The organism is Cellulosimicrobium sp. SH8 (genome assembly GCF_025818875.1).
In the GTDB taxonomy this organism is placed as follows: domain Bacteria; phylum Actinomycetota; class Actinomycetes; order Actinomycetales; family Cellulomonadaceae; genus Cellulosimicrobium; species Cellulosimicrobium cellulans_D.
In genome coordinates, this window is sequence record NZ_JAMXMH010000012.1 from 46,870 (window position 1) to 72,411 (window position 25,542).

General features: G+C 74.8%; 21 protein-coding genes and 1 tRNA gene. 17 read left to right on the forward strand and 5 right to left on the reverse strand.

Features of this window, described 5'->3' with window-relative positions:
* The first annotated feature begins 194 nt into the window (after positions 1-194).
* A complete protein-coding gene (locus NF338_RS16610) occupies positions 195-779 on the forward strand; it encodes a YgjP-like metallopeptidase domain-containing protein (protein WP_264031801.1) in 585 nt (194 codons plus the stop codon).
* A 17-nt stretch (positions 780-796) separates the two neighbouring features.
* Here NF338_RS16610 and NF338_RS16615 read toward each other — a convergent pair whose 3' ends face one another.
* Positions 797-2,344 carry a zinc-dependent metalloprotease gene (locus tag NF338_RS16615; protein ID WP_264031802.1) on the reverse strand — a complete coding sequence of 516 codons (1,548 nt, stop codon included), beginning with the start codon at positions 2,342-2,344 and terminating at the stop codon, positions 797-799.
* Between the two features lie 69 nt (positions 2,345-2,413).
* Between NF338_RS16615 and NF338_RS16620 the strand changes: the two genes are divergently transcribed.
* On the forward strand, positions 2,414-3,532 hold the full coding sequence (locus NF338_RS16620) for an NAD-dependent epimerase/dehydratase family protein (RefSeq protein ID WP_264031803.1): 1,119 nt from the start codon (positions 2,414-2,416) through the stop codon (positions 3,530-3,532).
* A gap of 89 nt (positions 3,533-3,621) precedes the next feature.
* On the forward strand, positions 3,622-4,731 hold the full coding sequence (locus NF338_RS16625) for a PDZ domain-containing protein (protein ID WP_264031804.1): 1,110 nt from the start codon (positions 3,622-3,624) through the stop codon (positions 4,729-4,731).
* 15 nt (positions 4,732-4,746) lie between these two features.
* On the opposite strand, the gene NF338_RS16630 is transcribed toward NF338_RS16625, so the two are convergent.
* Positions 4,747-5,343 carry a PPA1309 family protein gene (locus NF338_RS16630; protein ID WP_264031805.1) on the reverse strand — a complete coding sequence of 199 codons (597 nt, stop codon included), beginning with the start codon at positions 5,341-5,343 and terminating at the stop codon, positions 4,747-4,749.
* A gap of 156 nt (positions 5,344-5,499) precedes the next feature.
* Here NF338_RS16630 and NF338_RS16635 point away from each other — a divergent pair, with 156 nt between their 5' ends.
* The 7 genes from NF338_RS16635 (at position 5,500) to NF338_RS16665 (ending at position 13,430) form a co-directional block, all read left to right on the forward strand.
* The gene (locus NF338_RS16635) at positions 5,500-8,544 is read left to right on the forward strand and encodes a UPF0182 family protein (protein WP_264031806.1); all 3,045 of its coding nucleotides are present in this window, start codon (positions 5,500-5,502) and stop codon (positions 8,542-8,544) included.
* Positions 8,545-8,663: 119 nt separating this feature from the next.
* Complete coding sequence (locus NF338_RS16640; protein ID WP_264031807.1) at positions 8,664-9,704, forward strand: aldose 1-epimerase; 1,041 nt, start codon at positions 8,664-8,666, stop codon at positions 9,702-9,704.
* 62 nt (positions 9,705-9,766) lie between these two features.
* A tRNA-Met gene (locus NF338_RS16645) sits at positions 9,767-9,840 on the forward strand.
* 216 nt (positions 9,841-10,056) lie between these two features.
* Positions 10,057-10,938, forward strand: a complete 882-nt coding sequence (locus NF338_RS16650; RefSeq protein ID WP_264031808.1) for an ABC transporter substrate-binding protein — start codon at positions 10,057-10,059, stop codon at positions 10,936-10,938.
* Between the two features lie 7 nt (positions 10,939-10,945).
* Positions 10,946-11,872, forward strand: coding sequence for an amino acid ABC transporter permease (locus NF338_RS16655; RefSeq protein ID WP_264031809.1), 927 nt, complete (start codon positions 10,946-10,948; stop codon positions 11,870-11,872).
* A complete protein-coding gene (locus NF338_RS16660; protein WP_264031810.1) occupies positions 11,869-12,672 on the forward strand; it encodes an amino acid ABC transporter ATP-binding protein in 804 nt (267 codons plus the stop codon). Before NF338_RS16655 ends, NF338_RS16660 begins: the two co-directional genes overlap by 4 nt.
* A 296-nt stretch (positions 12,673-12,968) precedes the next feature.
* Positions 12,969-13,430 carry a hemerythrin domain-containing protein gene (locus NF338_RS16665; protein WP_264031812.1) on the forward strand — a complete coding sequence of 154 codons (462 nt, stop codon included), beginning with the start codon at positions 12,969-12,971 and terminating at the stop codon, positions 13,428-13,430.
* A 7-nt stretch (positions 13,431-13,437) separates the two neighbouring features.
* Here NF338_RS16665 and NF338_RS16670 read toward each other — a convergent pair whose 3' ends face one another.
* Positions 13,438-15,651 carry a serine/threonine-protein kinase gene (locus NF338_RS16670; protein WP_264031813.1) on the reverse strand — a complete coding sequence of 738 codons (2,214 nt, stop codon included), beginning with the start codon at positions 15,649-15,651 and terminating at the stop codon, positions 13,438-13,440.
* 97 nt (positions 15,652-15,748) lie between these two features.
* Between NF338_RS16670 and NF338_RS16675 the strand changes: the two genes are divergently transcribed.
* From NF338_RS16675 to NF338_RS16685, 3 genes are all read left to right on the forward strand, one after another.
* Complete coding sequence (locus tag NF338_RS16675) at positions 15,749-17,752, forward strand: thioredoxin domain-containing protein (RefSeq protein WP_264031815.1); 2,004 nt, start codon at positions 15,749-15,751, stop codon at positions 17,750-17,752.
* A gap of 74 nt (positions 17,753-17,826) precedes the next feature.
* The gene (locus NF338_RS16680) at positions 17,827-18,303 is read left to right on the forward strand and encodes a dsRBD fold-containing protein (protein ID WP_204540486.1); all 477 of its coding nucleotides are present in this window, start codon (positions 17,827-17,829) and stop codon (positions 18,301-18,303) included.
* Entirely contained in the window at positions 18,300-18,560 is a 261-nt protein-coding gene (locus NF338_RS16685) for an acylphosphatase (protein ID WP_264031817.1), read from the forward strand. The genes NF338_RS16680 and NF338_RS16685 overlap by 4 nt, the downstream gene beginning before the upstream one ends.
* A gap of 19 nt (positions 18,561-18,579) precedes the next feature.
* Here NF338_RS16685 and NF338_RS16690 read toward each other — a convergent pair whose 3' ends face one another.
* Complete coding sequence (locus NF338_RS16690; protein ID WP_264031818.1) at positions 18,580-19,698, reverse strand: M15 family metallopeptidase; 1,119 nt, start codon at positions 19,696-19,698, stop codon at positions 18,580-18,582.
* A 147-nt stretch (positions 19,699-19,845) separates the two neighbouring features.
* Here NF338_RS16690 and NF338_RS16695 point away from each other — a divergent pair, with 147 nt between their 5' ends.
* Both NF338_RS16695 and NF338_RS16700 read left to right on the forward strand, forming a co-directional pair.
* Positions 19,846-20,976 (forward strand): DUF2235 domain-containing protein, encoded by a 1,131-nt coding sequence (locus NF338_RS16695; protein WP_264031819.1) that lies wholly within the window; start codon positions 19,846-19,848, stop codon positions 20,974-20,976.
* Between the two features lie 129 nt (positions 20,977-21,105).
* The gene (locus NF338_RS16700) at positions 21,106-21,654 is read left to right on the forward strand and encodes a DsbA family protein (RefSeq protein WP_264031820.1); all 549 of its coding nucleotides are present in this window, start codon (positions 21,106-21,108) and stop codon (positions 21,652-21,654) included.
* 51 nt (positions 21,655-21,705) lie between these two features.
* Here NF338_RS16700 and nhaA read toward each other — a convergent pair whose 3' ends face one another.
* Positions 21,706-23,121 (reverse strand): Na+/H+ antiporter NhaA, encoded by a 1,416-nt coding sequence (gene nhaA, locus NF338_RS16705; RefSeq protein ID WP_264031821.1) that lies wholly within the window; start codon positions 23,119-23,121, stop codon positions 21,706-21,708.
* 392 nt (positions 23,122-23,513) lie between these two features.
* Here nhaA and NF338_RS16710 point away from each other — a divergent pair, with 392 nt between their 5' ends.
* Positions 23,514-23,993: a nucleoside deaminase gene (locus NF338_RS16710; protein ID WP_264031822.1), complete on the forward strand. Its 480-nt coding sequence runs from the start codon at positions 23,514-23,516 to the stop codon at positions 23,991-23,993.
* 68 nt (positions 23,994-24,061) lie between these two features.
* The gene (locus NF338_RS16715; protein WP_264031950.1) at positions 24,062-25,537 is read left to right on the forward strand and encodes an NCS2 family permease; all 1,476 of its coding nucleotides are present in this window, start codon (positions 24,062-24,064) and stop codon (positions 25,535-25,537) included.
* The last annotated feature ends 5 nt before the right edge of the window (positions 25,538-25,542 follow it).

A 25,542-nucleotide genomic window follows, 5' to 3' on the forward strand; every position in this document is an offset into this window, starting at 1 on the left:
ACCGCGGTCAGCGTGGCACGGGGTTGACCTCCGGTCGGAGTTGTCCACAGGCAGACCTCAGCGGCAGTTCGAGGGGTGTTCCTTGACCTGGAGCACAGCCTGTCCCGTCGTCCTCTCGACCGAACGTCGCGAGAAACCGCACCACGCGGCGTGGGCCCCTGCCTTTTCGTGGCGAGAACCACTACGGTCTGAGCGTGGTCCGGGAGACGATCGTGGAGGTTCGGCGCAGCCGCCGACGCAAGAGCACGGTGAGCGCCTACCGCGACGGCGAGCGCACGATCGTCGCGATCCCGGCGCGGTTCACCCGCGCGCAGGAGCGCGAGTGGGTCCAGCGCATGCTCGACCGTCTGGCCGACTCCGAGCGCCGGCGGCGCCCCTCCGACGACGAGCTCGAGCGTCGTGCCGTCGAGCTGTCCGAGAAGTACCTCGACGGCCGCGCGCACCCGACGAGCGTGCGCTGGTCCGGGAGCCAGGACCGGCGGTGGGGGTCGTGCACCCTCATCGACGGGACGATCCGCATCTCGACCCGCGTGCGGGGGATGCCCCCGTGGGTGCTGGACTACGTGCTGCTGCACGAGCTCGCGCACCTGCTCCACGCCGGCCACGGCCCGGGGTTCTGGAAGCTGCTCGAGTCGTACCCGCGGACGGACCGGGCGCGCGGCTTCCTGGAGGGTTTCTCGTTCGCGCGGGACGCGGAGCTCGAGCCCGACGGCGACGAGCCCGGCGCCCCCGTGGAGGACGCCGGGCTCGCGGCAAAGGGGTCGTCGGGCGCCTCCTGACGGGCGGCGCCGGAGGCTCAGCGCGTGGTGCCTCCGCCGTCCGTCGGCCCGTCGTCGGTCGCGTCGTCCGTCGTCGTGTCGTCCGCCGTCCCGGTCGGGGGCTCGGCGCCGCCCGTCCCCTCGGCTGCGCGGAAGATCTCCTCGAGCGCGCGGTCGACGTCGGCCTCCTCGATGCGGGTCACGGCCCGCCGGCTCTCGTAGCCCGCGGGGTCGTCGAGGTCCGTCGCGTCGGGCAGTAGATCGGGGTGGTCCCAGACGCCGTCGCGCGCGCTCGGGCCGGACTGCGCGGCGATGAGCGCCCACAGGGCCGCGGCGTCGCGGGAGCGCCGGGGGCGCAGCTCCAGCCCGACCAGGGTCGCGAACGTGTGCTCGGCGGGACCACCGGCCGCGCGTCGGCGCCGCAGCATCTCGCGCAGCGGGACCGCGTGCGGCAGGTGGGGGAGGGCCGCGGCGGCCGTCACCTCGTCGACCCAGCCCTCGACGAGCGCGAGCGTCGTCTCGAGCCGCAGGAGGGTGGCCTGCTGCTCGGGCGTGTTCTGGAGCCCGAAGACGCCGCCGGACAGGGCGCGCTGGAGCGCGTCCGTGTCGGTGAGGTCGACGTCGGAGAGCTGCGACTCGAGCGCCGAGAGGTCGATGGTGATGCCGCGCGCGTACGCGTCGACGAGGCTGCGCAGGTGGCCGCGGAGCCACGAGACGTGCGTGAAGAGGCGCGCGTGGGCTGCCTCGCGGAGCGCGAGGAACAGGCGGACCTCGTCGGCGGGGGCGTCCAGGCCCTCGGCGAACGCCTCGACGTTCGTGGGCAGGAGGACCGTCCCGGGCTGGTCGAGCAGCGGCAGCCCGACGTCGGTGGCCCCGAAGACCTCGCGCGAGAGCGTGCCCGCCGCCTGGCCCACCTGCATGCCGAACACCGCCGAGCCCAGGCGCTGCATGAGCGCTGCGGGATCGCCCGGCAGCCCGAGCGCGCCGGCGGGGAGCCCGGGCACCTGGCCCGGGAGCGTGAACCCGACCCCGGGCAGCGCCGACGGGTCGTCGCCGAGGCCCTCCGGGAGCTGGTCGCGCAGGACCGTCGCCAGCGCGTCGGCGACGGACGCCGCGACGGGCGCGACGAGCTCGTTCCACGCGGGGAGGGTGTGCTCGACCCACTCGGACCGGCTCCAGGCCTGGGAACGTCCGCCCGACGGCGGGAGGTCGGTGACGGCGTCGAGCCACAGCTCGGCGACGGACAGCGACTCCGTCACGGCGCGCTGCTGCGCCGCGGTGACGGAGGGGTCGCCCTCGGCGACGGCGACCTGGCGCGCGACGTCGTGCGAGACGTCCGTGTTCACGGGGCCGTCGCTCGGCGTCGACAGCAGCCGCTGGACCTGCGCGAGGACGTGCTGGAAGAGCTGGGGGTCCGCCGCGCCCCCGGCGGCGAGCGCCTGCGGGTCGAGGCCACGGGCGCGCAGCTCGCGCAGCGCCTCGTCCGCGTCGGGTCCGAGCATCGAGCGGAGCAGCTCCTCGAACCGCGGGTCGAAGGGTGTGTCGTCGTCCGGTCCGGGCGTGCGGTCGGGGGGAAGGCTGCTCATGGCGACTCCTCACGGTAGCGTCGGTGCTCACCGTAACCACGATCGACCGCCGAGAACGGGGGCTGAGCCATGTCCGAGGGCCGGGTTCGCTCACGGCGCAGCGACACGGTCCCCGCCGGGGGACGCCCCCTGGGGGACCCCGGGGAGGCCCCGACGGGCGACCCGGGGGACGCCCCGACGAGCGGGCCGGGCACGCCGTCGGGCGAGCCCGCCGTGGTCGTCGGCGTCGGCCAGGTCGCGGCCGCCGTGCGTCGTGGGCTGGGCGCCGCCGACGCGTCGCCCGTGGACGCGGACGGGTGGCCCGACGGCGCGCGCAGGCTCGTCGTGGTCGCCCCGGCCGGGGAGTTCGGGGCGCCGCGCGCGAAGACCGACGCCGAGCAGCGCGCCCGGCTCGCGCTCCTCGGGCGCCGCGCGGGCGAGGCGGCGGTCGCCGCGGGGATCGAGCACGTCGTCGCCGTGACGTCGGCCGCGGTGCACGGGGCGACGGCCGGTCGCGCGGTGATCGAGGACGACGACCCGGTCGCGGTCGACGACGGACCCGGCTTCGCGGGGGACGTGGCCGCGTTCGAGGGCGCGCTGCGCGAGGCGCTGGGCGGGGTGCCGCTCGGGCTCGTGCGGCCGGCCGTCGTCGTCGGGCCGGGGATCGACACGCTCCTCACGCGGCACTTCGAGGCACCGCGCCTGCTCACCGTCCGCGGCGGGGAGCGTACGTGGCACCTCGTGCACGTCGAGGACGTCGTCGCGGCGGTGCGGGTCGCGCTCGACCAGGGCCTCGTCGGTGGGCTCACGGCTGGTCCGCTGCGCGGCGGGCTGCCCGACGTGCTCGACTCCGAGACGGTGGCCGCAGCAGCCGGCCTGCGCACGGTCCAGCTCCCGCCCGCGACCGCGTTCGGCGCCGCCGAGCGGCTGCACCGGGTCGGGGTGCTGCCGTCCCCGGCGGGCGACCTCGCGTTCGTCGTGCACCCGTGGTCGGTCTCGGCAGGGCGCCTGCACGACGCCGGGTGGTCTCCTACCTGGTCGGGTGCGGCGGCGCTGGAGGTGCTGCTCGCGGAGGTGCGCGGCCGGGTCGGTGTCGCGGGGCTGCGGTTCGGCGGCCGCGACGCGGCCGCCCTCGGCGCCGCGGGTGCGGCGGTCGCGGTCCTGGGGACCGCGGCGGTCTGGCGGCAGGCGCGGTCCCGTCGCCCGTGACGTCCGACGCGGTGCGCCGGTCGCGAGCGCGTGCGGCGCGCGGGCGCCGTCGGCAGGGAGATCCCAGCATCCTCGGGGATGATGTCCCGGTGAGCGACGCCCCCTCCTTCGACGCCCTCCTCACCGAGGACGAGCACGTCCCGCCGCCGGTGACGCGGCGGTCCCTGACGTTCGGCATCTCCCTGCTCGCGACGACGCTGCTCGTCGCGGGCCTCGCGATCCTGCCCGCGCCCTACGCCGTGCGGTCGCCGGGGCCGACGGAGGACACGCTCGGCGAGCAGGACGGCACGCCGCTCATCTCCATCACGGGCGCCGAGACCTTCGACTCGACGGGCGAGCTGCGCCTGACGACGGTCTCGGTCGCGGGCGGACCCGGCTACCCGGTGAACCTCGCCCAGGTCGTCCAGGGCTGGTTCGACCGGTCGCGCAGCGTGCGCCCCGTCGAGGAGGTCTTCCCGACCGGCCGCTCCAAGGAGGAGACGGAGCAGCAGGGCCAGGCCGAGATGATCTCCTCGCAGGAGAACGCGACGGTCGCGGCGCTCACCGAGCTCGGGTACGAGGTGCCGGCCACGCTCACGGTCGAGGCCGCGGTCCCGGACAGCGGGTCGGACGGCGTCGTCGAGCCGGGGGACGTCATCGTCGAGCTCGACGGGGCGCCGGTCCCGACGTACCAGGACCTCATCGACGGCCTGGCCGCCGTCGAGCCCGGCGCCGACGTGACGCTCGGCGTCCTGCGCGACGGCGCGGAGACCGACCTCACGGTGACGACGACGGACGGCGGCGACACCGCGCTGCTCGGCGTGTTCATCGACCCGACGTTCGACTTCCCGGTGGACGTGTCGATCCAGATCGAGGACATCGGCGGCCCGAGCGCCGGCACGATGTTCGCGCTCGGCATCGTCGACCAGCTCACGCCCGAGGACGAGGCGAACGGCGTCGTCATCGCGGGCACGGGCACGATGAGCGTCGAGGGCGACGTGGGCCCGATCGGCGGTATCCAGCAGAAGCTGTACGGCGCCCTGCGCGACGGCGCGACGTGGTTCCTCGCGCCGCAGGCCAACTGCCCGGAGGTCGTGGGCAACGTCCCGGACGGCCTGCACGTCGCGGCGGTCTCGACGCTGGCCGACGCCCGCGCGGCGATGGAGGCGATCGGGGCGGGCGAGGGGGACACGCTCGCGACGTGCGAGGCGCGCGGCTGACGACGGCCGCGCGCGTCAGTCCTCGAGCGTCGCGCGCAGCGCGGTGACCAGGCCGGGGACGAGGTCGGGGCCGCCGGCGACGTCGGTGGCCGCGTCGTGCGCGCGCGACCGGACGGCGCACCAGGACGGGCCGTCCCGCAGCACGCCGACGGCGAGGCGCACGTCCTGCCGGTCGGGGTGCGACGTGAGGTAGTCGAGCGCGGCGTCCGGGTCGTCGGGCACACCCTCCTCCGCGGCCGGGGGCAGGACGATCCGCTCGACGACGAGCGCGGCGCCGTCGACCGTCGCCGGCCAGGCGACGCGCGCGAGCCCGTCCTCGAGGTCGCCGTCCACGGCGAAGCCCTCCTGCTCGATGGAGAGCAGGTGGTGCGGGTCGGCGGAGGCCGCGGCGACGACGTCGGGCGGCAGGCGGTCGGCGAGCGTCGGGTCCGCCGCGAGCGCACCGGCCGTCGCGACGAGCGCGAAGAGCCGCGGCGGCGCGTCCCAGCCGGCGTCGCCCGCGTGCACCTCGATCTCGTGGACGGCGAGAGCGAGGGCGTGCTGGGGCGTGGGGCCGCCGGGTGCGACGAGGTCGGGGGCGGGCGAGGACGCTGCGTCGTCAGGCTGGGGCATGCCCCCCATCGTCCCCCATCGGGCGCCGACCGGCGGTGGACGGCGGCGACCGGCCGTGCCGTCCCCCACGGGGCCGCGGACCGTGGGAACCTTGGGGGAGGACCGGGCGTTGTCCCCGGTGCACGCCCGAGCCACGACCGAAGAGGTATACCCACCGTGTCATTCGCCGCAGCGCCCCGCCGGCCGTCCTCCGGGGGGCGGCCCGCCCGGCGCCGGAGCCCGATCGGGATCGCGATCGCCGTCGTCGGCGCCCTCGTCGTCCTGCTGCTCCTGCTCGCCCAGTTCTGGACCGAGGTGCTGTGGTTCCGGCAGCTCGACTTCGCGAACGTCCTGTGGACGCAGTGGGGCGCGCGCATCGCCCTCTTCGTCGGCGGGTTCCTCGTGATGGGCGGCCTCGTCTTCCTGTCGTTCTCGATCGCGTACCGGTCACGGCCGATCTACGCGCCCTCGACGCCCGAGCAGGCGACGCTCGACCAGTACCGCGAGGCGATCGAGCCGCTGCGCAAGGTCGTCATGATCGTCGCGCCCGCGCTGGTGGGCTTCTTCGCCGGCGCGGCGGCGGCCTCGCAGTGGCAGACCGTGCTGCTGGCGCTCAACTCCGTGCCCTTCGGCACGACGGACCCGCAGTGGGGCATCGACCTGGCGTTCTACGTCTTCACGCTGCCCGCGCTCCGGTTCGTCGTGAGCTTCCTCATGGCGGTCGTCATCATCGCGGGCATCGCCGCGGTCGCGACGCACTACCTGTACGGCGGCCTGCGTATCGGTGGTGGCTCGGACGCGGGCCCGCGCACGACGAAGGCCGCGCGCGTCCAGCTCTCCGTGACCGCCGCGCTGCTCCTGGTCCTGATCGGGGCGAACTACTGGCTCGACCGGTACTCGATCCTCACCTCGGGCGGGGCCAAGTTCGACGGCGCGTCGTACGCCGACGTGCACGCCGTCATCCCCTCCAAGGCGATCCTCACGGTCGTCGCCCTCTTCGTCGCGGCGCTGTTCGTCGTGACCGCGGTGCGCGGCAACTGGCGCCTCCCGGCGATCGGCGTGGGTCTGATGGTCGTGTCGGCCATCGCGATCGGCGGCATCTACCCGAGCGTCGTCCAGCGCTTCCAGGTCACGCCGAACGCGCAGGACTTCGAGGAGGAGTACATCCAGCGCAACATCGACGCGACGAAGGCCGCCTACGGGATCGACGACGTCCAGACCGAGCCGTACAACGCGAAGACGGAGGCGGAGGCCGGCGCGCTGCGCGAGGACGCCGACACGACGGCGTCGATCCGCCTGCTCGACCCGGAGATCGTCAGCCCGTCGTTCAGCCAGCTCCAGCAGAACAAGCAGTACTACCAGTTCTCGCCGTCGCTGTCGGTCGACCGCTACACGATCGAGGACGAGAGCCGTGACACCGTCATCGCGGTGCGCGAGCTCAACCAGGACGGCCTGGGCGCCGACCAGCGCAACTGGGTCAACGACCACACGGTCTACACGCACGGCTTCGGAGTCGTCGCCGCGTACGGCAACCAGATCGGTCCGGACGGTCGGCCGGCGTTCTACGAGGGCTCGATCCCGTCCACCGGCGCGTTCACCGACGCGGGCGGCTACGAGCCGCGCATCTACTTCTCGCCGGAGGCGCCGCAGTACTCGATCGTGGGCGCCCCTGAGGGCCGCGACGCGTGGGAGCTCGACTACCCCGTCGACGACGAGGGCGGCCAGGTCAACAACACGTTCCCGACGCAGGAGATCGAGGGCGGCCCGAGCGTCGGGTCGTTCATGAACAAGGTGCTGTACGCGCTGAAGTTCGGCTCCGAGCAGATCCTCTTCTCCGACCGCGTCACCGAGGAGTCGCAGATCCTCTACGACCGCAGCCCGCGCGACCGCGTCGCGAAGGTCGCGCCGTACCTGACGCTCGACGGGCGCGTGTACCCGGCGGTCGTCGACGGCCGGGTCAAGTGGATCGTGGACGGCTACACGACCTCGAACGCGTACCCGTACTCGACGTCCGAGTCGCTCGAGGACTCGACGCGCGACTCGCTCGTCGCGGCGAACTCGGTCGAGGCGCTCGCGCCGCAGCAGGTGAACTACATCCGTAACTCGGTCAAGGCGACCGTGGACGCGTACGACGGCTCCGTGGACCTGTACGCGTGGGACGCCGAGGACCCGGTGCTCCAGGCGTGGACCCAGGTGTTCCCGAGCTCGGTCCAGCCGATCTCGGAGATCTCGGGCGACCTCATGAGCCACCTGCGCTACCCCGAGGACCTGTTCAAGGTGCAGCGCACGCTGCTCGCGAGCTACCACGTGGACGACGCGAACGAGTTCTTCTCGGGTCAGGACTTCTGGCGCAGCCCCGAGGACCCGACGGCGAGCGGGCAGGTCAAGCCGCTGCAGCCGCCGTACTACCTCACGCTGCAGATGCCGAGCCAGGAGGCGCCGACGTTCTCGCTCATGTCGACGTACATCCCGGGAGGCGGCTCGGACCGCAACATCCTCACGGGCTTCCTGGCGGTGGACGCCGAGCCGGGCAACGAGGCGGGCGTGCGCTCGGAGGACTACGGCACGCTGCGGCTCCTCGAGCTGCCGCGCAACGCGACGGTGCCCGGGCCGGGTCAGGTGCAGAACAACTTCAACACCGACCCGACCGCGGCGGACGGCCTGCTGGCGCTGCGCCGCGGTGACTCGACGGTCATCAACGGCAACCTCCTCACGCTCCCCGTGGGCGGCGGCCTGCTGTACGTCCAGCCGGTCTACGTGCAGTCGACGGAGGGCACGCGGTTCCCGCTGCTGCGCAAGGTGCTCGTGTCCTTCGGCGACGAGATCGGCTTCGCCGACACGCTCGACGAGGCGCTGGACCAGGTGTTCGGCGGCGACTCGGGCGCGAACGCGGGCGACGCCGACGGCGGGGTCGAGACGGAGGTCCCGGACCAGCCGGCCGACGGCGAGACCACCGACCCGGGGACGACCGACCTCGGCACCGAGCCGCCGGCCACCGAGGAGCCGGCGCCGCCGGCCGACGGCGGCACGGTCGACGGCGGCGCCCGCGCCGAGCTCGACCAGGCGCTGCGCCAGGCGCAGCAGGCCATCGAGGACGGCCAGGCGGCCCTCGCGGAGGGTGACTTCGCGGCGTACGGCGAGGCGCAGGACCGGCTGCAGCAGGCGCTCGAGGCGGCGCTGGCGGCCGAGCAGTCGCTCGACACGGAGCCGTCCGCGGGCTGACGAGGCCCCACGCGGCGCGACGCACGACGGGCGGGTCGGGACAACCTTCGGGGGGCCCGACCCGCCCGTCGTCGTGCCGGAGTTGTCTTTTCGTCCGCCGGGCGGAAGGATCGCTCCTCGTGACTTCTGCAACGGTTTGCAGCAACGCTTTCAGCGCGGCGAGCGACGCGACCCCGGCCGTCCCCGCGGTGCGCCTGCACCACCCGTCCGGGGGCGAGCTCGTCGTGGCGCTGCGCGGTGCGGCCGTGCTCGCCTGGCGTGCGCCGTGGCGCGGGGCGGACGGGGTCGAGCGCGTCGAGGACCTCGTCGACGGGTACGCGGACGAGGCGGAGGTCGCCGCGCACGACGCCGCGCGGTCTGCGCTCATGGCTCCCTTCGTCAACCGCCTCGCCGGCGGGGAGTACCTGTTCGACGGCGTACGGCACCGGATGCCACCCGTCCTGCCGTGGGAGCCCGTCACGATGCACGGCTTCGCCCGCACGCTCGACTGGGCGGTCGTCGAGCGGGTCGAGGGACCGGCGGAGGCTGCTGACGAGGGCGACGCGCCCCCGGTGTCCGTCCGGCTGGCGGCGACCGTGGCCGCCGACACGCACGCCGGGTACCCGTTCGCGCTCGCGCTCGAGGTCGAGTACGTGCTCGGGGCGCGCGCGCTCGACGTCACGATGCGGGCCCGCAACGTCGGGGCGACGGCAGCCCCCGTCGCCCTGGGCTGGCACCCGTACCTGCGCGTCCCGGGCCACGAGACGATCGACCGTCTCGAGCTCACCGTCCCGGCCGGGCGCGCCGTCGTGACGGACCCGGGCCTGCTCCCGCTCGCGGGGGCGGAGGCGTTCGCCGCCGTCGACGGGCTCGGGCCGCTGCCGCTCGCGGGCGTCCGCCTCGACCACGCGTTCGGCGCCCTGCGGGCCGGCGCCGACGGTCGCGCCCGCACCGTCCTGCGGGACCCCGCCACGGGGCAGGGGCTCGCCGTCTGGCAGCGCCGCGGGCTCGTGCACGTCTACACCGGCGACGGCCTCGCGCGGCGCGAGCGCACCGCGGTCGCGGTCGAGCCCGTCGAGACGCTGACCGATGCCTTCAACCGCCCCGACTGCGCGACGGACGTCCGGCTGGAGCCGGGGGCCGTGCGCGAGTTCGCGTTCGGGGTCGAGGTCCTGGCGTGACCCACGTCTCGTCCACCCGATTTGGCCTGGTCCGGAACCTCACGTAGAGTAGTGATCACCGACGCGGGGTGGAGCAGCTCGGTAGCTCGCTGGGCTCATAACCCAGAGGTCGCAGGTTCAAATCCTGCCCCCGCTACTCAGAAGGCGAAGGCCCTCGATCTGATGATCGAGGGCCTTCGTCGTGTCACGAGGTCCTTCCGTCGTGCCATCGTCCGCGTCGATGCGCCGTCGCCTGTGACGCGCCCCACCCCGCCGAGGACCGGCCGGGGGAAGCCACGGCCCACGGCCCGGCGTTATCGTCAGTGGCCGGCGCCCACCACTCCCGCGGGCGCCCGACACCCGGAAGGTCACCATGCGCCGTCTGCGTCCCCGTCCCGCCGTCCTCACCGCCGTCACGGCGGTCGCCGCGCTCGCGCTGACGGCCTGTTCGTCGGGAGGCTCCGACGGCGGCGACGCCGCGAGCCCGAGCGGCAGCGCCTCGGGCGACGCCGCGCAGTGCGAGCCCGGCGCGCTCCCGACGCTCACCGACGGCGTGCTGACCGTCGGCGCGGGCGAGGCGTACGCGCCGTGGTACATCGGCGAGCACGACTCGGGCGAGGGCTTCGAGTCGGCGCTCATCTACGCGGTCGCGGACCGCCTCGGCTACGCGGCCGACGACGTCGTCTGGGAGACCGTGACGTTCGAGCAGATCATCAGCCCGGCCGTGAAGCCGTTCGACGTCGCCGCCTACCAGACGTCGATCACCGACGAGCGCAAGCAGGCCGTCGACTTCTCCAGCCCGTACCTCACGACGCGCCAGGGCGTCATCGTCATGGAGGACGGCCCCTACGCGGGCGCGACGACGCTCGCCGAGCTCGACGGCGCGCGCATCGGCGTCACGGCCGCGCAGACGAGCCTCACGCTCGCGGAGGCCGCGTGGGGCGAGGACGCGGACATCTCGCCGTACAACGCGGCGGGCGACGGCATGCAGGCGCTCCAGTCCGGGACGATCGACGCGATGGTCATGGACGTCGACCAGGGCGTCGCGGCCTCGACCGAGTACTTCCCGGACTCCGTGGTCATCGGCACGCTGCCGGACCAGGGCGTCGTCGAGCAGTACGGGCTCGTGCTCGACCTGGACTCCGCGCTGACCGACTGCGTGACCCAGGCCGTGGACGAGCTCGAGGCGGACGGCACGCTCGCCGAGCTGCGCACGACGTGGCTCAAGTCGGACGACATCCCCGTCCTCGAGTGACCCGGCCGTGACCGTGCCCGACGACGCGCGCCCGCCCGGGCGCGGGATGCCCGACGGCGTCCAGGGGGCCGCGTGGTCGCCGTCGCCCCTCGCGCTCGACCGCGCGGCGTTCCGACGCGCGCAGCGCCGGCGCTCGCTGCTCGTCGCGCTCGTCAGCACGGTGCTCGTCGTGGCGGCGGTCGTGCTCGTCGTCGTCAACGCGCCCGGCTGGGAGCGCGCGCGGACCGCGTTCTTCGACCCCGCCATGGCGTGGGAGTCGCTGCCGGCGATCCTCGAGGGGCTGTGGCTCAACCTGCGCGTGTGGGTCGTGGCGGGCGTCGTCGGCACGCTGCTCGGTCTCGGCCTGGCGATCGCGCGCACCAGCCGGATCCCGGCGCTGTTCCCGCTGCGCGCGTTCGCGATCGGCTACGTCGACCTCTTCCGTGGGGTGCCGCTCCTGCTCGTCCTGCTGCTCGTCGGCTTCGGGCTGCCCGCGCTGCGGCTGGAGTGGCTGCCGACGTCGGGTGCGTTCCTCGGGGCGCTCGCGATCGTCCTCACCTACACCGCCTACCTGGCCGAGGTGTTCCGGGCGGGCATCGAGTCGGTGCACCCCTCGCAGGTCGCTGCGGCGCGCTCGCTCGGTCTGACGCGCGCGCAGACGACCCGCCGCGTCGTGCTGCCGCAGGCCGTGCGCAACGTCACCGCGCCGCTCGCGAACAACCTCGTCTCGCTGCAGAAGGACTCGGGCCTCATCTCCGTGCTCGGCGCGGTCGACGCGATCCGTGCCGCGCAGATCGCGACGACCGGCAGCTACAACTTCACGCCCTACGTCGTCGCGGGGATCCTGTTCTTCCTCGTGTCGTTCCCGCTGACGCGCGCGGTCGACGCGTACCAGGCGCGCCGCGGCTGGGGCCGGTCGCTCGCGACCGTGAGCGGGGCGGGGGACATCCGATGAGCGGGGTCGTCCTGCCTTCCGGCGCCACCCCGCAGGACACGGGCGCGGACCACCTGCTCGCGCTGCGCGGCGTCCGCAAGACGTTCCCCGCCCCGGGCGTCCCGGGCGGGCGGCGGGTCGTGCTCGACGGCATCGACCTCGACGTCGACGCGCACCGGTGCGTGGTGCTCGTCGGGTCGTCGGGGTCCGGGAAGTCGACGCTCCTGCGCGTCGTCAACCTCCTGGACGAGGTCGACGACGGGCAGATCCTGCTCGACGGCGAGGACGTCGCGGACCCGCGCCTCGACGCCAACCGCGTCCGGGCGCGCATGGGCATGGTCTTCCAGGCGTACAACCTCTTCCCGCACCTCACCGTGCTCGACAACGTGACGCTCGCGCCCCGCCTCGTGCACCGGCGGGCGCGCGCGGAGGCGGAGGCGGCCGCCGTCGAGATGCTGGGGCGGGTGGGGCTGAGCCACAAGGTGACGGCGTACCCCGACCAGCTCTCGGGTGGTGAGCAGCAGCGCGCGGCCATCGCGCGCGCCCTCGTCAACGGCCCCGAGCTGCTCCTGCTCGACGAGGTGACCTCCGCGCTCGACCCGGAGCTCGTCGGCGGGGTGCTCGACCTGCTCGCCGAGCTGCGGGCCGAGGGACGCACGATGCTCGTCGCGACGCACGAGATGGGCTTCGCCCGCCGCGTCGCCGACGAGGTCTGCTTCCTCCACGAGGGCCGCGTCCACGAGCGCGGCACCCCCGAGCAGGTGCTCGGCGACCCGCAGCAAGAGCGCACCCGCACCTTCCTCCGCCGTCTCCACGCCTGACGGCCGCCCCCGCGCCGCGCCGAACACGACCTTGCTGTCGTTCTGACGCCCAGAACGACAGCAACCACGTGCTCGACGGCGCGTGGTGTCGTTCTCGGCCGCTCGCGCGCGGACGGCGGGGGCGGTGCCGACGCCACGCGGTGGGCCGCGACCGGGTGCTAGGGTCGCGCCCAGCGTCGCGTGCCGGTGGCGGACCACGTCAGGCATGGAGGCGCCGAACCCGGAAGGGGGAGCCGTGCACGCACGGACCCTTTCCTCGTTCCTCACCGGTGAGTGAGGGCGAGAAGACCAGGCTCGTGGCCTGGTACGACGAGATGCTCGCGGTGCACGACCGGCTGCGGCGCGCGCTGGCGCTGGTGCGCGAGTCGGCGGCGGTCACCGCGGACCGGTCCGGCGCTGCCGCGACCACGGACCTGCTCGTGTGGTGCCGCGGGTTCTGCACCGCGCTGACCCGGCACCACACGGCCGAGGACGCGGTGCTCTTCCCCGAGCTGGAGCGTCGTCACCCGGACCTGGCCGACGTGCTGCGGCGCCTGCGCCAGGACCACGGCATGATCGCGTACCTCATCGCCGACCTCGAGCACGCGCTCGACCGGGCGGCGGACCCCGAGGCGTCGCGCGACGCCGTCGGGCGCCACCTCGACGGGGTGGGCGCGATCATGGAGTCGCACTTCAGGTACGAGGAGCGGGCGCTCGGCGAGGTCCTCGCTGCGCTCGACCTCGGGGCGTCGCGCGACGACGTGCTCGGGCCGCTCTGAGCGCTGCTCAGCCGCGCAGGACGAGCACCACCGTGGTCACGACGGACGCGCACGCGACGAGCGTGTACGGCCACGTCCACGTGCGCAGCCCGGCGACGCGCAGCACCACGGCCACCGCGAGCGCCGCCAGGGCGAGCACGGGACCGTCGACGAGCGGGGCCAGGTCGACCGAGACGCGGAGGGACTCCAGGAGCTGCGGCGGCAGGGGGACGAAGGGCTCGCTCTGCCGGGCCGCGCCGTCGGGCACGAGCCACAGCGTGCGCAGCACCGCCAGGACCGCGAGCAGGAGCGGCAGCGCGCGCAGGAGCGCGCCCCCGACCCGGGAGCGGTGCCCGGTCGACGACGCGGCGGAGCGCGACCGTGGCGTCGACGGCGCCGTGGACGGGGACGCCGGCGCGGACGCCGGGGCTGCCCCCCGCGGCGGGGCCGCGGGGAACGTGGGAGCGTTCTGCTGCGCGATCGAGGGGTGCGGGGCCGGAGCGCTCGTGACGGCCGCGCCCGTGATGCGCGGCCGGCCCGTCCGCGGCGTCGGCCCGAGGTGCTGGACGGGGCTCCGGCGTGGTGGGACCGACGGCGGGACGGGTCGCCCGACCTGGGTGGCGACGAGGTCGGGGGAGTCCAGGACCCGCGTGCGCACGACGGCCGCGGGCGTCGGATCTGCCGCGGACGACGTCGCCGGCGGCCGACCCAGCGTGGAGACCCGCCGGACGGGCACCGGCCAGGCGCGTCCGCCCGCGGCGCCTCGCGCGGGGAGAGCGTCGGGCTCGTCCGATCGCAGCCGGGCGCCGTGGGGCACGGGCTCGGGCCCGCCCGGCACCACGTGCGGTGGGCGACGGTACGCCCGCCACCCGCGCAGGGTGTCCGGGTGCCCGGCCGGAGGGGTGGCGGCCTGCCACTGCATCGCCTGCCAGAGCCAGTCCTTGAGCTCGGCGGGGGTCCGGCCGTCGGCGACGTGCGCGCCGATGCTCGCCACGTGGTCGGCGATGACCTCGGAGGCCGCGCCGTCGAACCCGTCCCCGTGCACCTCGGAGAGCACGCTCATGAGCGTGGCGTCGTAGACGAGCGCGTGCCACGGCTCCCGGGCGCGGGCGGTGTCCCGCCCGGACGCCGCGCCGGAGCCCGCGTCGAGGTCCGGGCCGACCGCGCCGACGTCGACCGGCCGCACCCCCCGGACGGGTGCGCCGGTCGCGGCGCCCAGCCCGGCGACGGGACCGAGCGCGCGCTCCGCCGCGGTGGCGCCGTCCGCCACGATCCGCTGCGTGAGGAGCAGGGTGTCGTCGCCGGCCTCCCCAGCGAGCCGGGCGCGGAGCACGGCGACCACGCTCTCCAGCGCGGGGCGATGGTTCGGCTGGTAGCGGGTCATCGACAGGATCAGGTCCTGCAGGTGCGGGTCGATCTCCGGCAGCTCGGCGGGGGACGGGGCCAGCTCCATCCCGGCCGGGACCCCGACGAGGTCGTCCGGCACCTCCCGGACGAGGTCCTCGGCCTCGAGGTCGCGACCGAGGAAGTTCAGGTCCGCCGGCACGACTCCCGTGCTCGCGAAGATCAGGAGCAGGCCGAGCGCGTACACGTCCGAGCGGGGGTGCACGCGGCGGGCGAACAGCTCCGGCGCCATGTACGCGAGCGTCCCGACCGGCTGGGTGGACGTCGCCGTGTCGAACAGCTTGGCGATGCCGAGGTCGATGAGGACCGCGCGGTCGCCGTCGACCATGATGTTGGCGGGCTTCAGGTCGCGGTGCACGCAGTGCTGCTCCTGGAGCACGAGCAGCGCCTCCGCGACGTCCGAGGCCAGCCGCAGCGCCTGGCGCCCGTCCAGCGGCCCCGTCGCGCGGACCTGCTCGCGCAGCGTGGTGCCCGGCACGAGCTCCATGGCGAACCACGGCTGGTCGTCGTCCAGGCCCGCGCGCACGAACGCGGGGAAGCCGCGCCCGCCCACGGCCTCCAGCAGCCGCGCCTCCTGCGTGAAGCGCTCGCGGGAGCCCTCCTGCAGTCCCGTGAGCACCTTCACGGCGACCTCCGTGCCGTCCGCGTCCGTGGCGCGGTAGACGTGCGCGAACCCGCCGTGCCCGAGCACCTCGCTCAGGGCGAACGGGCCTCGGCGGTCACCGCTCGCGGGCACCTGACGGACGGGTCGCCGGGGCAGCGGCGCGGGCGACGGCGGGCTCGGGTGGGTGTCGTCGTCGGTCGCCGCCGCGAGGACGGACTGCTCGGGGCCGGGCATGGGCGCAACGTTACAAGCGCGCACGTGCTGGACGTAGCAGACAAACCGGTTCTGGACTCCGCTCGCCGCCGCGCCGCCACCTGGCAGGCTGGGACGCATGGTCAACCGCCTCGCCGACGCCGTGAGCCCGTACCTGCGTCAGCACGCCGACAACCCCGTCGACTGGTACCCGTGGGGCGCCGAGGCGTTCGACGAGGCACGCCGCCGCGACGTGCCCGTGATGGTGTCGGTCGGGTACGCGACGTGCCACTGGTGCCACGTCATGGCGCGCGAGAGCTTCTCCGACCCCGCGATCGGCGCGCAGCTCGCGCGCGGCTTCGTGGCCGTGAAGGTCGACCGGGAGGAGCACCCCGACGTCGACGCGAGCCTCCTCGCCGCCGCGAGCGCGTTCACGTCCGACCTGGGCTGGCCGCTCACCGTGTTCACGACGCCGGACGGCGCGCCGTTCTACGCCGGCACGTACTGGCCGCCGGTCCCCGTGGCGGGGCGGCCCGCGTTCCGGGACGTGCTCGACGCCGTCGTGCAGGCCTGGGAGCAGCGGCGCGACCAGGTCGTCGACACCGGGGAGGCGATCCGCGTGGCGCTCCGGGACGCGGCGGCGGGGCGGCGGACAGGGGTCCCGTCCGCCGCGGCGACGGCGGTCGCCGCCCCCGGGGAGCCGGGCGCCCCCGGCGCGACCGACGACGGGCCGGTCGGCCGGCTCGCCGACCACGCGCGGACCGTCGTCGACCAGCTGGAGGCGGCGGAGGACCGCGTGCACGGCGGGTTCGGCGGCGCGCCGAAGTTCCCCGTCGCGCCGACGCTCGAGCTCCTCCTCGACGTGGCGGCGTCGTCGGTCGTGGACCCCGAGGTCGCCCGGCGTGCGCTCGTCCTGGCCGGGCGCACGGTCGACGCGATGGCCGCGAGCCCGCTGCGCGACGTCGACGGCGGGTTCTTCCGGTATGCGACCCGGCCCGACTGGTCGGAGCCGCACTACGAGCGGATGCTCTACGACAACGCGCAGCTCCTCTCGGCCGCGACGACCCTCGCCGTGCTCCGCCGCACCGGGCCGGTGGACGGCCCGCTCCGCACGCCCGCACCCGCCCCCGGCACCCCGGACCCGGGCGAGGGCGTCGCACGGGTCGCGGCCGACGTCGGGCGCTTCCTCCTGCGCGTGCTGCGCCTCGCGGACGGCGCGTTCGCGAGCGCGCAGGACTCCGAGTCCGTCGTCGGCGGCGAGCGCGTCGAGGGCGGCTACTACCTGCTCCCGCCCGCCGAGCGCGCGCGTCACGAGCCGCCCCGGCTCGACACCAAGGTGCTCACCGGCTGGAACGGCCTCGCGATCGAGGCGCTGGCGCGCGCCGGCCACCACCTCGACCTCCCCGACCTCACCGACGCCGCGCGCACGGCCGCCGACCGGCTCCTCACGACGCACGTGCGGGCCGACGGGACGCTCGTGCGCGCGTCGGAGGGCGGCGTCGCCTCGGACGCCGTCGCGACGCTCGAGGACCACGGCGCCTTCGCGACCGCTCTGCTCGTGCTCGGCGGCCTGACGGGAGAGGCCCGGTACGTGCGCGAGGGCCTGCGGCTCGTCGACGCGACCGTCGGCGCGGACGGCGAGCTGCGGCCCCCGCAGGGCACCGACCCCGTGCTCACCGACCTCGGGCTCGCGGCCGGCGCCGCCGCGGACGCGTCGGAGGGCGCCGTCCTGTCCGGCACGACGGCGGCCGCGCGGGCCGCGCTGCTGGCCCACCTCGCCACGGGAGAGCCGCGCTACCGGGACGCCGCCCGCGCGCACGTCGCCGCGTCCCCGACGGCGAGCGAGCACCCGCTCGGCGCGGCCGGGGTGCTGCGGGTCGCCGTCGGGCTCGCCGAGCCGCCCCACCAGCTCGTGCTCGTCGCCGACCCGGGCCTGCGCGAGGCGTTCCGGCAGGTCGCGCGGGTCTGGTATCACCCGAACGGCCTGCTGCTCGCCGCGACGCCCGGCGACGCTGCGGCGCTCGCCGTCGACGGCGTCGGGCTGCTCGCCGGTCGCGGACCCGGCGCGTACCTGTGCGCCGACTTCGTGTGCCGCCTCCCGGCGCACGACCCCGAGGCGCTCCGGGTCCAGCTCGGCGGGTAGCCGGGCTGGCCCGGGGGTGCAGGGCGCACGCGCCGGTCGCATGATGGAAGAGCGGTGCGGCACGAGGAGGAGCCATGAGGGCATCGGTCGGGGACAGGATCGTGACCGCCTCGGGGGTCGTCGGCGGAGCGGTGCGCGACGGGGTGGTGGTCGAGCTGCGGCACGAGGACGGGTCACCCCCGTACCTCGTCGAGTGGACCGACACGGGGGAGCGCACGCTCGTCTACCCGGGGTCGGACAGCTACGTCGAGCACGTCCCCGGGGCGGAGACCGGGGGCGGGACCGGCACGACGAAGGTGTGGCGCGTGCAGGTGAGCGTCGTCGAGTCGGAGGGTCGGACGACGGCGGAGGCCGTGCTGGTCGCGGAGGCGCCCGGCCACGTCCGGACGGTCGGGCGCGCACGCCGGGACCCGCACGACCTGGACGTCCCGCTCATCGGCGACGAGATCGCGGTCGGGCGCGCGCTGCGGCGGCTCGCGGACCGGCTGCTGGACGACGCCGAGTCGGACATCGAGTCGTCGACGGGCGTCCCGGCGCACGTGCACCTGTGACGGGGGCACCCGACGCGCCGGTGGCCCTGCGAGTCGTCGTGCACGGGCGCGTGCAGGGCGTCGGGTTCCGCTGGGCGACGCGCGAGCGGCTCGCCGTGCTGGGACTCGACGGGGCGGCGACGAACCGTCCCGACGGCACGGTCGAGGTGGTCGCCACCGGGCCGCGGGACGCCGTCGACCGGCTCGTGGCGTGGCTGCGCGACGGCCCGACGCCGGGCCACGTCACCCGGGTGGACGTCGACCCGGGCGGGGGCTGACGCCGGGACGGGCGGCGGTTCAGGAGTCCGCGCGGGCCAGGACCGACTCCCAGTGCCACGGCTCGGGAACGCGCCCGTCCGGCTCGGCGAAGTCGGGGTGCGTCCAGCCGAAGGCCTCGGCGTTCTGCTTGAGCCAGTCGTACTGGGGCGTGCCGAACGCCTGCACGCCGCCACCCAGGTCGACGGCGAACCCCAGACCGTGGTTCGAGCAGCCGGGCGGCGCGGCGATCGGCGACGACGGGTCGTAGAGGCCCGCCTGCTCCTCGTACGTGCGGTAGGAGGAGTTGATCGTCAGGTGCACGCCGAACCGCTCGGCGTAGGCCGCGTCGAGGGCGACGAGGCCGTCGAGCACGTCGGCACGCACGCGGTCCGACGGCGACCACGGGATCGCGGCCAGGGCGGAGTCGGGCACGCGACCGCCGTCCGGGTCCCACACCTGGTCCGGCGCGGGGCAGGAGACGGCGTCCTGCGCGGTCGACATCTCCTCCGTGGACGTGGCCACGGTCGCCAGGTCCGCCTCCAGGTCGAGCACGGCCTGCCCCAGCGCGGCGAGGTCGTCGGCTGACGCACCGCTCCCGGCCGTCTCCGACGTCGTCGCGGCCGCGTCGAGCGCCTCCCGGAGCCGCGTGCGCACCGCCTCGTCGGCGCCCAGGCCCTCCGTGGCGGCGTAGATCTTCTCGCCCTGCTCCTGGACGGGCGCGAGGCTCGTCCGGGCCGCCTCGACCTCGGCCCGCGCGTGGTCCAGCATCGAGGCGTGCACGGCCCGCGACGCCTGCTCCAGCGACGCGGTCGCACCCGTCGTGCCGGTCGTCATCCGGTCGAGGAAGGACGCCCCGAGGAGGTCGCGCGCGTCGTCGACCTCGGCGGCGAGGTCGTCCCGGACGGCGGGGTCGGCGACCTTCCCGTCGGACGTCGTGAGCAGCGCCTGCGCGGTGGTGGTCTGCGCGGCCAGGTCGTCGTACGTCGACCCCCGGTACCAGACCAGCCCGCCGCCGCCGGCGCCGAGGAGGAGCGCCAGCGTCACGACGACCGCGACCCACGCGCCGCGGTGCCGGCGCGTCCCCCGGGCGTGCCGCCGCTCCCGCCCGGTCGGGTAGCCCGAGGGGTCGGTGGAGGGTGGGGTGCTCGTGACGGTCACACCGCCAGAACCTACGCCACCCCGCAGGTGCCCTGAGACCGTACGCCGGGTGAGCGTGGACACGCTCACCGAAGTATCACGATCCCCGCCGGACCCTCCCCAGATGGTGATCCCGGTGACGGTGCCGGGGCGAGGTGGGGAGGGGCCATGAAGCGGCTGGTGCTGTGCTGCGACGGCACGTGGAACTCGCCGGTGAACGCGAGCGTGTCGAACATCGAGAAGATCGCGCGCTCGGTCCGCACCGGCATCGGACCGGACGGCGTGCAGCAGATGGTGTTCTCCGTCGAGGGGGTCGGGGCGCAGGGCTACCTCGTCGACCGCCTGCTCGGCGGGGCGTTCGGGTACGGGCTGACGCGCAACGTCGTCGCCGGCTACCGCCACCTCGCGCTCAACTACGAGCCCGGCGACGAGATCTACGTGTTCGGCTTCAGCCGCGGCGCGTACACGGCCCGCAGCATCGTCGGCATGGTCGCGACCGTCGGCCTGCTCACCCAGGACTCCCTCGCGCGCGACCACCTGTGCGACGCCGAGCGGATCTACCGCGTGCGCGACGCCGCCCAGCGGTCGGAGCAGGCCGCCGCGTTCCGCGCCGAGCACTGCCACGACCACGTCCCGGTCGCGTTCCTCGGGGTGTTCGACACCGTCGGCGCGCTCGGGGTCCCCGGGCTGTCGCGCCGCCGCAGCCGGTTCCACGACCTGCGCCTGTCGACCGACGTCGAGTGCGCCCGGCAGGCTCTCGCGATCGACGACCGCCGCATCACGTTCGAGCCCTGCCTCTGGGACGTCCCCGTCGCCATGGCGGCCCGGGTCAAGCAGGTGTGGTTCCCCGGCGGGCACAGCGACGTCGGGGGCGGGGCCCGGGCCCGCGCGCTCTCCGACACCGCGCTCCTGTGGATGGTCGGCGAGGCGATCGCGCGCGGGCTCACGTTCGACGAGGACCGGCTGTTCGCCCAGCTCCACCACGAGGACGAGTTCGTGTGCCGGTTCCGGCCCGGCCTGCTGTTCGGCGCGCTCAACCTCCTCAAGCGCATGCACCCGCGCCCGCGCTTCCGCGGCGACCGGCGCGTCCTGGCCGGCGTCCCGACGCCGCCCGACACCGTCGACGCCGTGTACCTCGCCCAGACCGCGGCGTACCTCACGGCCGACCCGTCCTCCGAGTACGCGCGTCACGCCCGGAACGTCACGTGGTGGCGCGAGAGCGCCGGGCCCGGCCTGGAGCACCTCGTCGAGCCGATCCCGGGCGGCACGAGGGAGGACCGGCCGCTGGTCCTCGCGTAGGGAGCGAGCGGTCGCGCACGGCCGACGACAGCCCGGCCGCGGACACCCTGCGACGCTCGCGTGGCTGCGGGGGACGACGTCGTCCGTTCGCCGGGTGCGACGCGCCGACCCCGTGCCATGCTGGGCGACGTGAGCGAGCAGACCGCAGTCCCGATCCCGGCCGACCAGCTCGTCCCCGCCGACGCGCACGTGCTCGGCAACCCGGACGCGCCGGTCACGATCGTCGAGTTCGGCGACCTCGAGTGCCCGTACTGCGCCGCCGCCGCGCCCGTGCTCCGACAGGTCGTCGAGTCGTCCGGCGGTCAGGTGCGCCTCGTGTTCCGGCACTTCCCGCTCTTCGAGATCCACCCCCACGCGCTCTCCGCGGCGCTCGCGGTCGAGGCCGCCGCGGCGCAGGGGCGGTTCTGGGAGATGCAGGCCGCGCTGTTCGAGCACCAGGACCAGCTCGGCGAGGCCGGCCTGGCCGACCGCGCCGAGGAGCTCGGCCTCGACGGCGCGTCCGTCGTGGGGGACGCCGCGCAGCAGCACGCCGCGCCCGTGCGGCGCGACTACGCCGACGCTCTCGCCGCGGGCGTCCAGGGCACGCCGACCCTGTTCGTCAACGGCGTCCGCTACCGCGGCCGCGTCACCGCCGACGGCCTCCGCACCGCGATCGAGGCCGCCGCCCCGTCGAGGTAGAACCTTCTGCCTCGGTGGACCAGGGTTCTGTCTCGACGAGGGCTGGGGTGCTCAGGCGGTCGTGGGTGGGTGCCAGGGGAGGGGCGGGAGCTCGGGCGGGGGGCCGTCGGCGCCGGGGGAGCACAGGGGCCAGCGCTCGCCGACGAACCGCAGCGCGAGGGAGCCGAGCACGGCCGCGACGAGCGAGCCGGCGAGGATGCCGATCTTGGCCTGCTCGATGAGCGCCTCGTCGTCGAACGCGAGCTCGGCGATGAAGAGCGAGATGGTGAAGCCGATGCCGGCGAGGATCGCGCCGCCGAGCAGGTGGGAGTAGCGCACGCGACCGGGGAGGTCGCCGAGCCCGAGGCGCAGGGCGAGCGTCGCGGCGCCGAAGATGCCGACGGCGTTGCCCACGACGAGCGCGACGGCGACGCCGATGGTCACGGGCGACGTCGCCGCGGTCCGGAGCGACTCGGCGTCGAGCTGCACGCCCGCGTTGGCGAGGCCGAACACGGGCACCACGACGTAGGCGCTCCACGGGTGCAGGACGCGCTGGAGGCGTTCGCTCGTGGGCACGGCCGCGCGTGCGGCGAGCTCGGTGAGGTGCTCGCGCTCCGCCGTCGTCTCCTGGGCGAGGCGTTTGGCGTACTTCGGCACGACGGCGACGTCCACGGGCCGCGACGAGCGCGACGGGACGAGCAGGCCCACGAGCACACCCGCGAGCGTCGCGTGGACGCCGGACGCGTAGACCGCGCCCCACAGCGCGATCCCGGCGAGCGCGTACGGGGTGAGCCGCCAGACGCCGAGCCAGCGCAGCGCGAGGATGACGACGACGAGCACGGCGGCGACGAGCAGCCCCGGGAGCCAGAGGTCGTCGGTGTAGAAGAGCGCCATGACGGTGATGGCGCCGATGTCGTCCACGACGGCCAGCGTGAGCAGGAAGAGCCGGAGCTGGTCCGGGCAGCGCGGTCCGAACAGGGCGAGGATGCCCACGAGGAACGCCGTGTCGGTCGACATGACGATGCCCCAGCCGTGCTGCGCGGGGGAGCCGGCGTTGAAGGCGACGTAGATGAGGGCGGGGACGGCGAGGCCGCCGAGCGCACCGAGCGCGGGCACCGCGACGGTCCGCCGGTTGCGCAGCTCGCCGCTCGTCACCTCGCGGTTGATCTCGAGCCCGATGACGAGGAAGAACACGGCCATCGCGGCGTCGTTGACCCAGTGGTGCAGGTCCATCTCGAACGACCAGGGCCCGACGTGCCAGCCCGCGGTCGCGGACCACAGGTCGTCGTAGGCGCCCGACCAGGCGGAGTTGGCCCACACGAGCGCGACGACGGTCGCGACGAGCAGCAGCACGGCACCGCCCGCCTCGGTCGCGAGGAACGAGCGCAGCGAGGGCGCGACGGGACGCAGCTGGAAGCGCAGCGGCGGGCCCGGCCGGGCGGGGACGCGGACGATCGGGAACGACGACGGCGGAGCGGGCTCGGTCACGGGGCCTCCGGGTGGTCGGGGACGGGCGACGCCCCCGGGCGTCGGACGTGAGAGCGGGGATCTTCGGGCCGACCCTGGGTCGGCCCTGCGCTGGGACAACTCTTCCGGGCGGGAGTTCCTTCCGCAACGGGCCGCGTGCGGCGGAGTTCTCCACCACCTTGTCCACAGTGTGGAAAAGTTCTTCCGAATCTCTTGTGTCCTCGGTCACGCGCTGCTAGCGTCGTGCGTGCCAACGGCGGGCCCGGGCCGAGCGACACGCTCGGTGGTCGACGCGATCGATCCGACACCGGCAGCTACCAACCAGGCGGAAGAGCACCAACTCGCCTGCAGCGGCCCGCCGGAAGCCGGAGGCGGAGCACCCGGCGTCGCTGCCCGAACCGTGGAGACTCACCATGGACACTCTTGTCGTGGACGCAGCACACCTGGACCGAGCCGTCGCCCTCGCGGTCGACAGCGTCGCGAACGCCGGAGGACCCTTCGGCGCCGTGATCGTCACCGCCGACGGGCAGGTGTTCGAGGGCAACAACCGGGTCACGCAGGACAACGACCCCACCGCGCACGCCGAGGTCACCGCGATCCGGCGCGCGTGCGCCGCGCTCGGCACGTTCGATCTCACCGGCGCGACGCTCTACTCGAGCTGCGAGCCGTGCCCCATGTGCCTCGCGTCGGCTCTCTGGGCCCGCGTGCAGACCGTGTACTTCGCCGCCGACCGCCACGACGCCGCGAGCGCCGGGTTCGACGACGCGGAGTTCTACGACTTCTTCGCCGCCGACCCCGCCGACCGGAGCATGCAGGTCGTGCACGAGCGCACGGCCACCGCCACCGCGCCCTTCGACGCGTGGCGCGTCCTCGAGTCCCGGATCGAGTACTGACCGGCCGGCGCGCCGATCAGCACCGCGATCTCGCACCGAAAGGACACAAGGACGTGACCCTCCTCGGCATGCGGCGGGAGACCGCCGAGAACGACGACGCACGCGGCACCAGCACGGCCACCGGCCGGCTCGACCGCTTCTTCAAGATCACCGAGCGCGGCTCGACCACGGGGCGCGAGCTCCGCGGCGGCCTGGTGACCTTCTTCGCGATGGCGTACATCGTCATCCTCAACCCCCTCATCCTCGGCGGGACGAGCGCCGAGAACGCGCCCGTCGACGTCGCGGGCGGGTGGCTCCAGACGGCGCAGGTCGGCGCGATGACCAGCCTCGCCGCCGGTGGTCTGACCATCCTGTTCGGCCTCGTCGCGAACCTCCCGTTCGCGCTCGCGGCCGGGCTGGGCATCAACTCGTTCCTCGCCGTCGCCGTCATCGGCGACGTCACGTGGCCCGAGGCGATGGGGCTCGTGCTCGTCAACGGCCTGCTCATCGTGCTGCTCGCCGTGACGGGCGCGCGGTCGGCGATCTTCAACGCCGTCCCGCGCCAGCTCAAGGCCGCGATCACGGTCGGCATCGGCCTGTTCATCGCGTTCATCGGGTTCGTCGACGCCGGGTTCGTCACGCGCACCCCGGGCGGGCCGCCGGTCCAGCTCGGCGACGGCGGGTCGATCACGTCGGTCCCGACCCTCGTGTTCGTCGTCGGCCTGCTGACCATGGGCATCCTCGTGGCGCGCAAGGTCAAGGGCGGCCTGCTCATCGGGCTCGTCGCGACGACCGTCGTCGCGATCGTCGCCGAGTCCGTGCTGCACCTCGGCCCCGCGTCCGACGACAACCCCGGCGGCTGGCACCTCACCGTCCCCACGCTGCCGAGCTCCCTCGTCTCCGTGCCGGACCTCAGCCTGTTCGGGCAGTTCTCGTTCGGCGCGTTCGACCGGATCGGGGCGCTCGCGGCGACGATGCTCGTGTTCACGCTGTTCTTCACGAACTTCTTCGACGCGATGGGCACGATGACGGGGCTCGCCAAGCAGGGCGGCCTCGCCGACGCGGACGGCAACTTCCCGCGCATCAAGTCGGCGCTCGTCGTCGAGGGCGTGGGCGCGGTCGTGGGCGGCGCGACGTCGTCGTCGTCGAACACGGTGTTCGTCGACTCGGCCGCGGGCGTGGGCGAGGGCGCGCGGACGGGTCTCGCGTCGGTCGTCACCGGCGGGCTGTTCCTCGTCGCGATGTTCCTCACGCCGCTCACCGCCGTGGTGCCGATCGAGGTCGCGAGCGCGGTGCTCGTCGTCGTGGGCGCGATGATGATGGGCCAGATCAAGGAGATCGACCTGACCGACTTCACGGTCACGCTGCCGGTCTTCCTCACGATCGTGACCATGCCGCTCACGTACTCGATCGCGAACGGCATCGGGATCGGGTTCGTCACGTGGGTCCTGCTGCGGTTCGCGTGCGGCAAGGCGCGCGACGTCCACCCGCTGCTGTGGGTGGTGGCGGCCGGGTTCGTCGTGTACTTCGTGCGCGGTCCCCTGACCGCGGTCGTGGGAGGCTGAGCCTC

Coding starts and splice junctions, on each gene's coding strand:
- NF338_RS16615 (WP_264031802.1), bottom strand. CDS start 2,344: ATGAGCAGCCTTCCCCCCGACCGCACGCCCGGACCGGACGACGACACA.
- NF338_RS16620 (WP_264031803.1), top strand. CDS start 2,414: ATGTCCGAGGGCCGGGTTCGCTCACGGCGCAGCGACACGGTCCCCGCC.
- NF338_RS16630 (WP_264031805.1), bottom strand. CDS start 5,343: ATGCCCCAGCCTGACGACGCAGCGTCCTCGCCCGCCCCCGACCTCGTC.
- NF338_RS16650 (WP_264031808.1), top strand. CDS start 10,057: ATGCGCCGTCTGCGTCCCCGTCCCGCCGTCCTCACCGCCGTCACGGCG.
- NF338_RS16660 (WP_264031810.1), top strand. CDS start 11,869: ATGAGCGGGGTCGTCCTGCCTTCCGGCGCCACCCCGCAGGACACGGGC.
- NF338_RS16670 (WP_264031813.1), bottom strand. CDS start 15,651: ATGCCCGGCCCCGAGCAGTCCGTCCTCGCGGCGGCGACCGACGACGAC.
- NF338_RS16675 (WP_264031815.1), top strand. CDS start 15,749: ATGGTCAACCGCCTCGCCGACGCCGTGAGCCCGTACCTGCGTCAGCAC.
- NF338_RS16680 (WP_204540486.1), top strand. CDS start 17,827: ATGAGGGCATCGGTCGGGGACAGGATCGTGACCGCCTCGGGGGTCGTC.
- NF338_RS16695 (WP_264031819.1), top strand. CDS start 19,846: ATGAAGCGGCTGGTGCTGTGCTGCGACGGCACGTGGAACTCGCCGGTG.
- NF338_RS16710 (WP_264031822.1), top strand. CDS start 23,514: ATGGACACTCTTGTCGTGGACGCAGCACACCTGGACCGAGCCGTCGCC.
- NF338_RS16715 (WP_264031950.1), top strand. CDS start 24,062: ATGCGGCGGGAGACCGCCGAGAACGACGACGCACGCGGCACCAGCACG.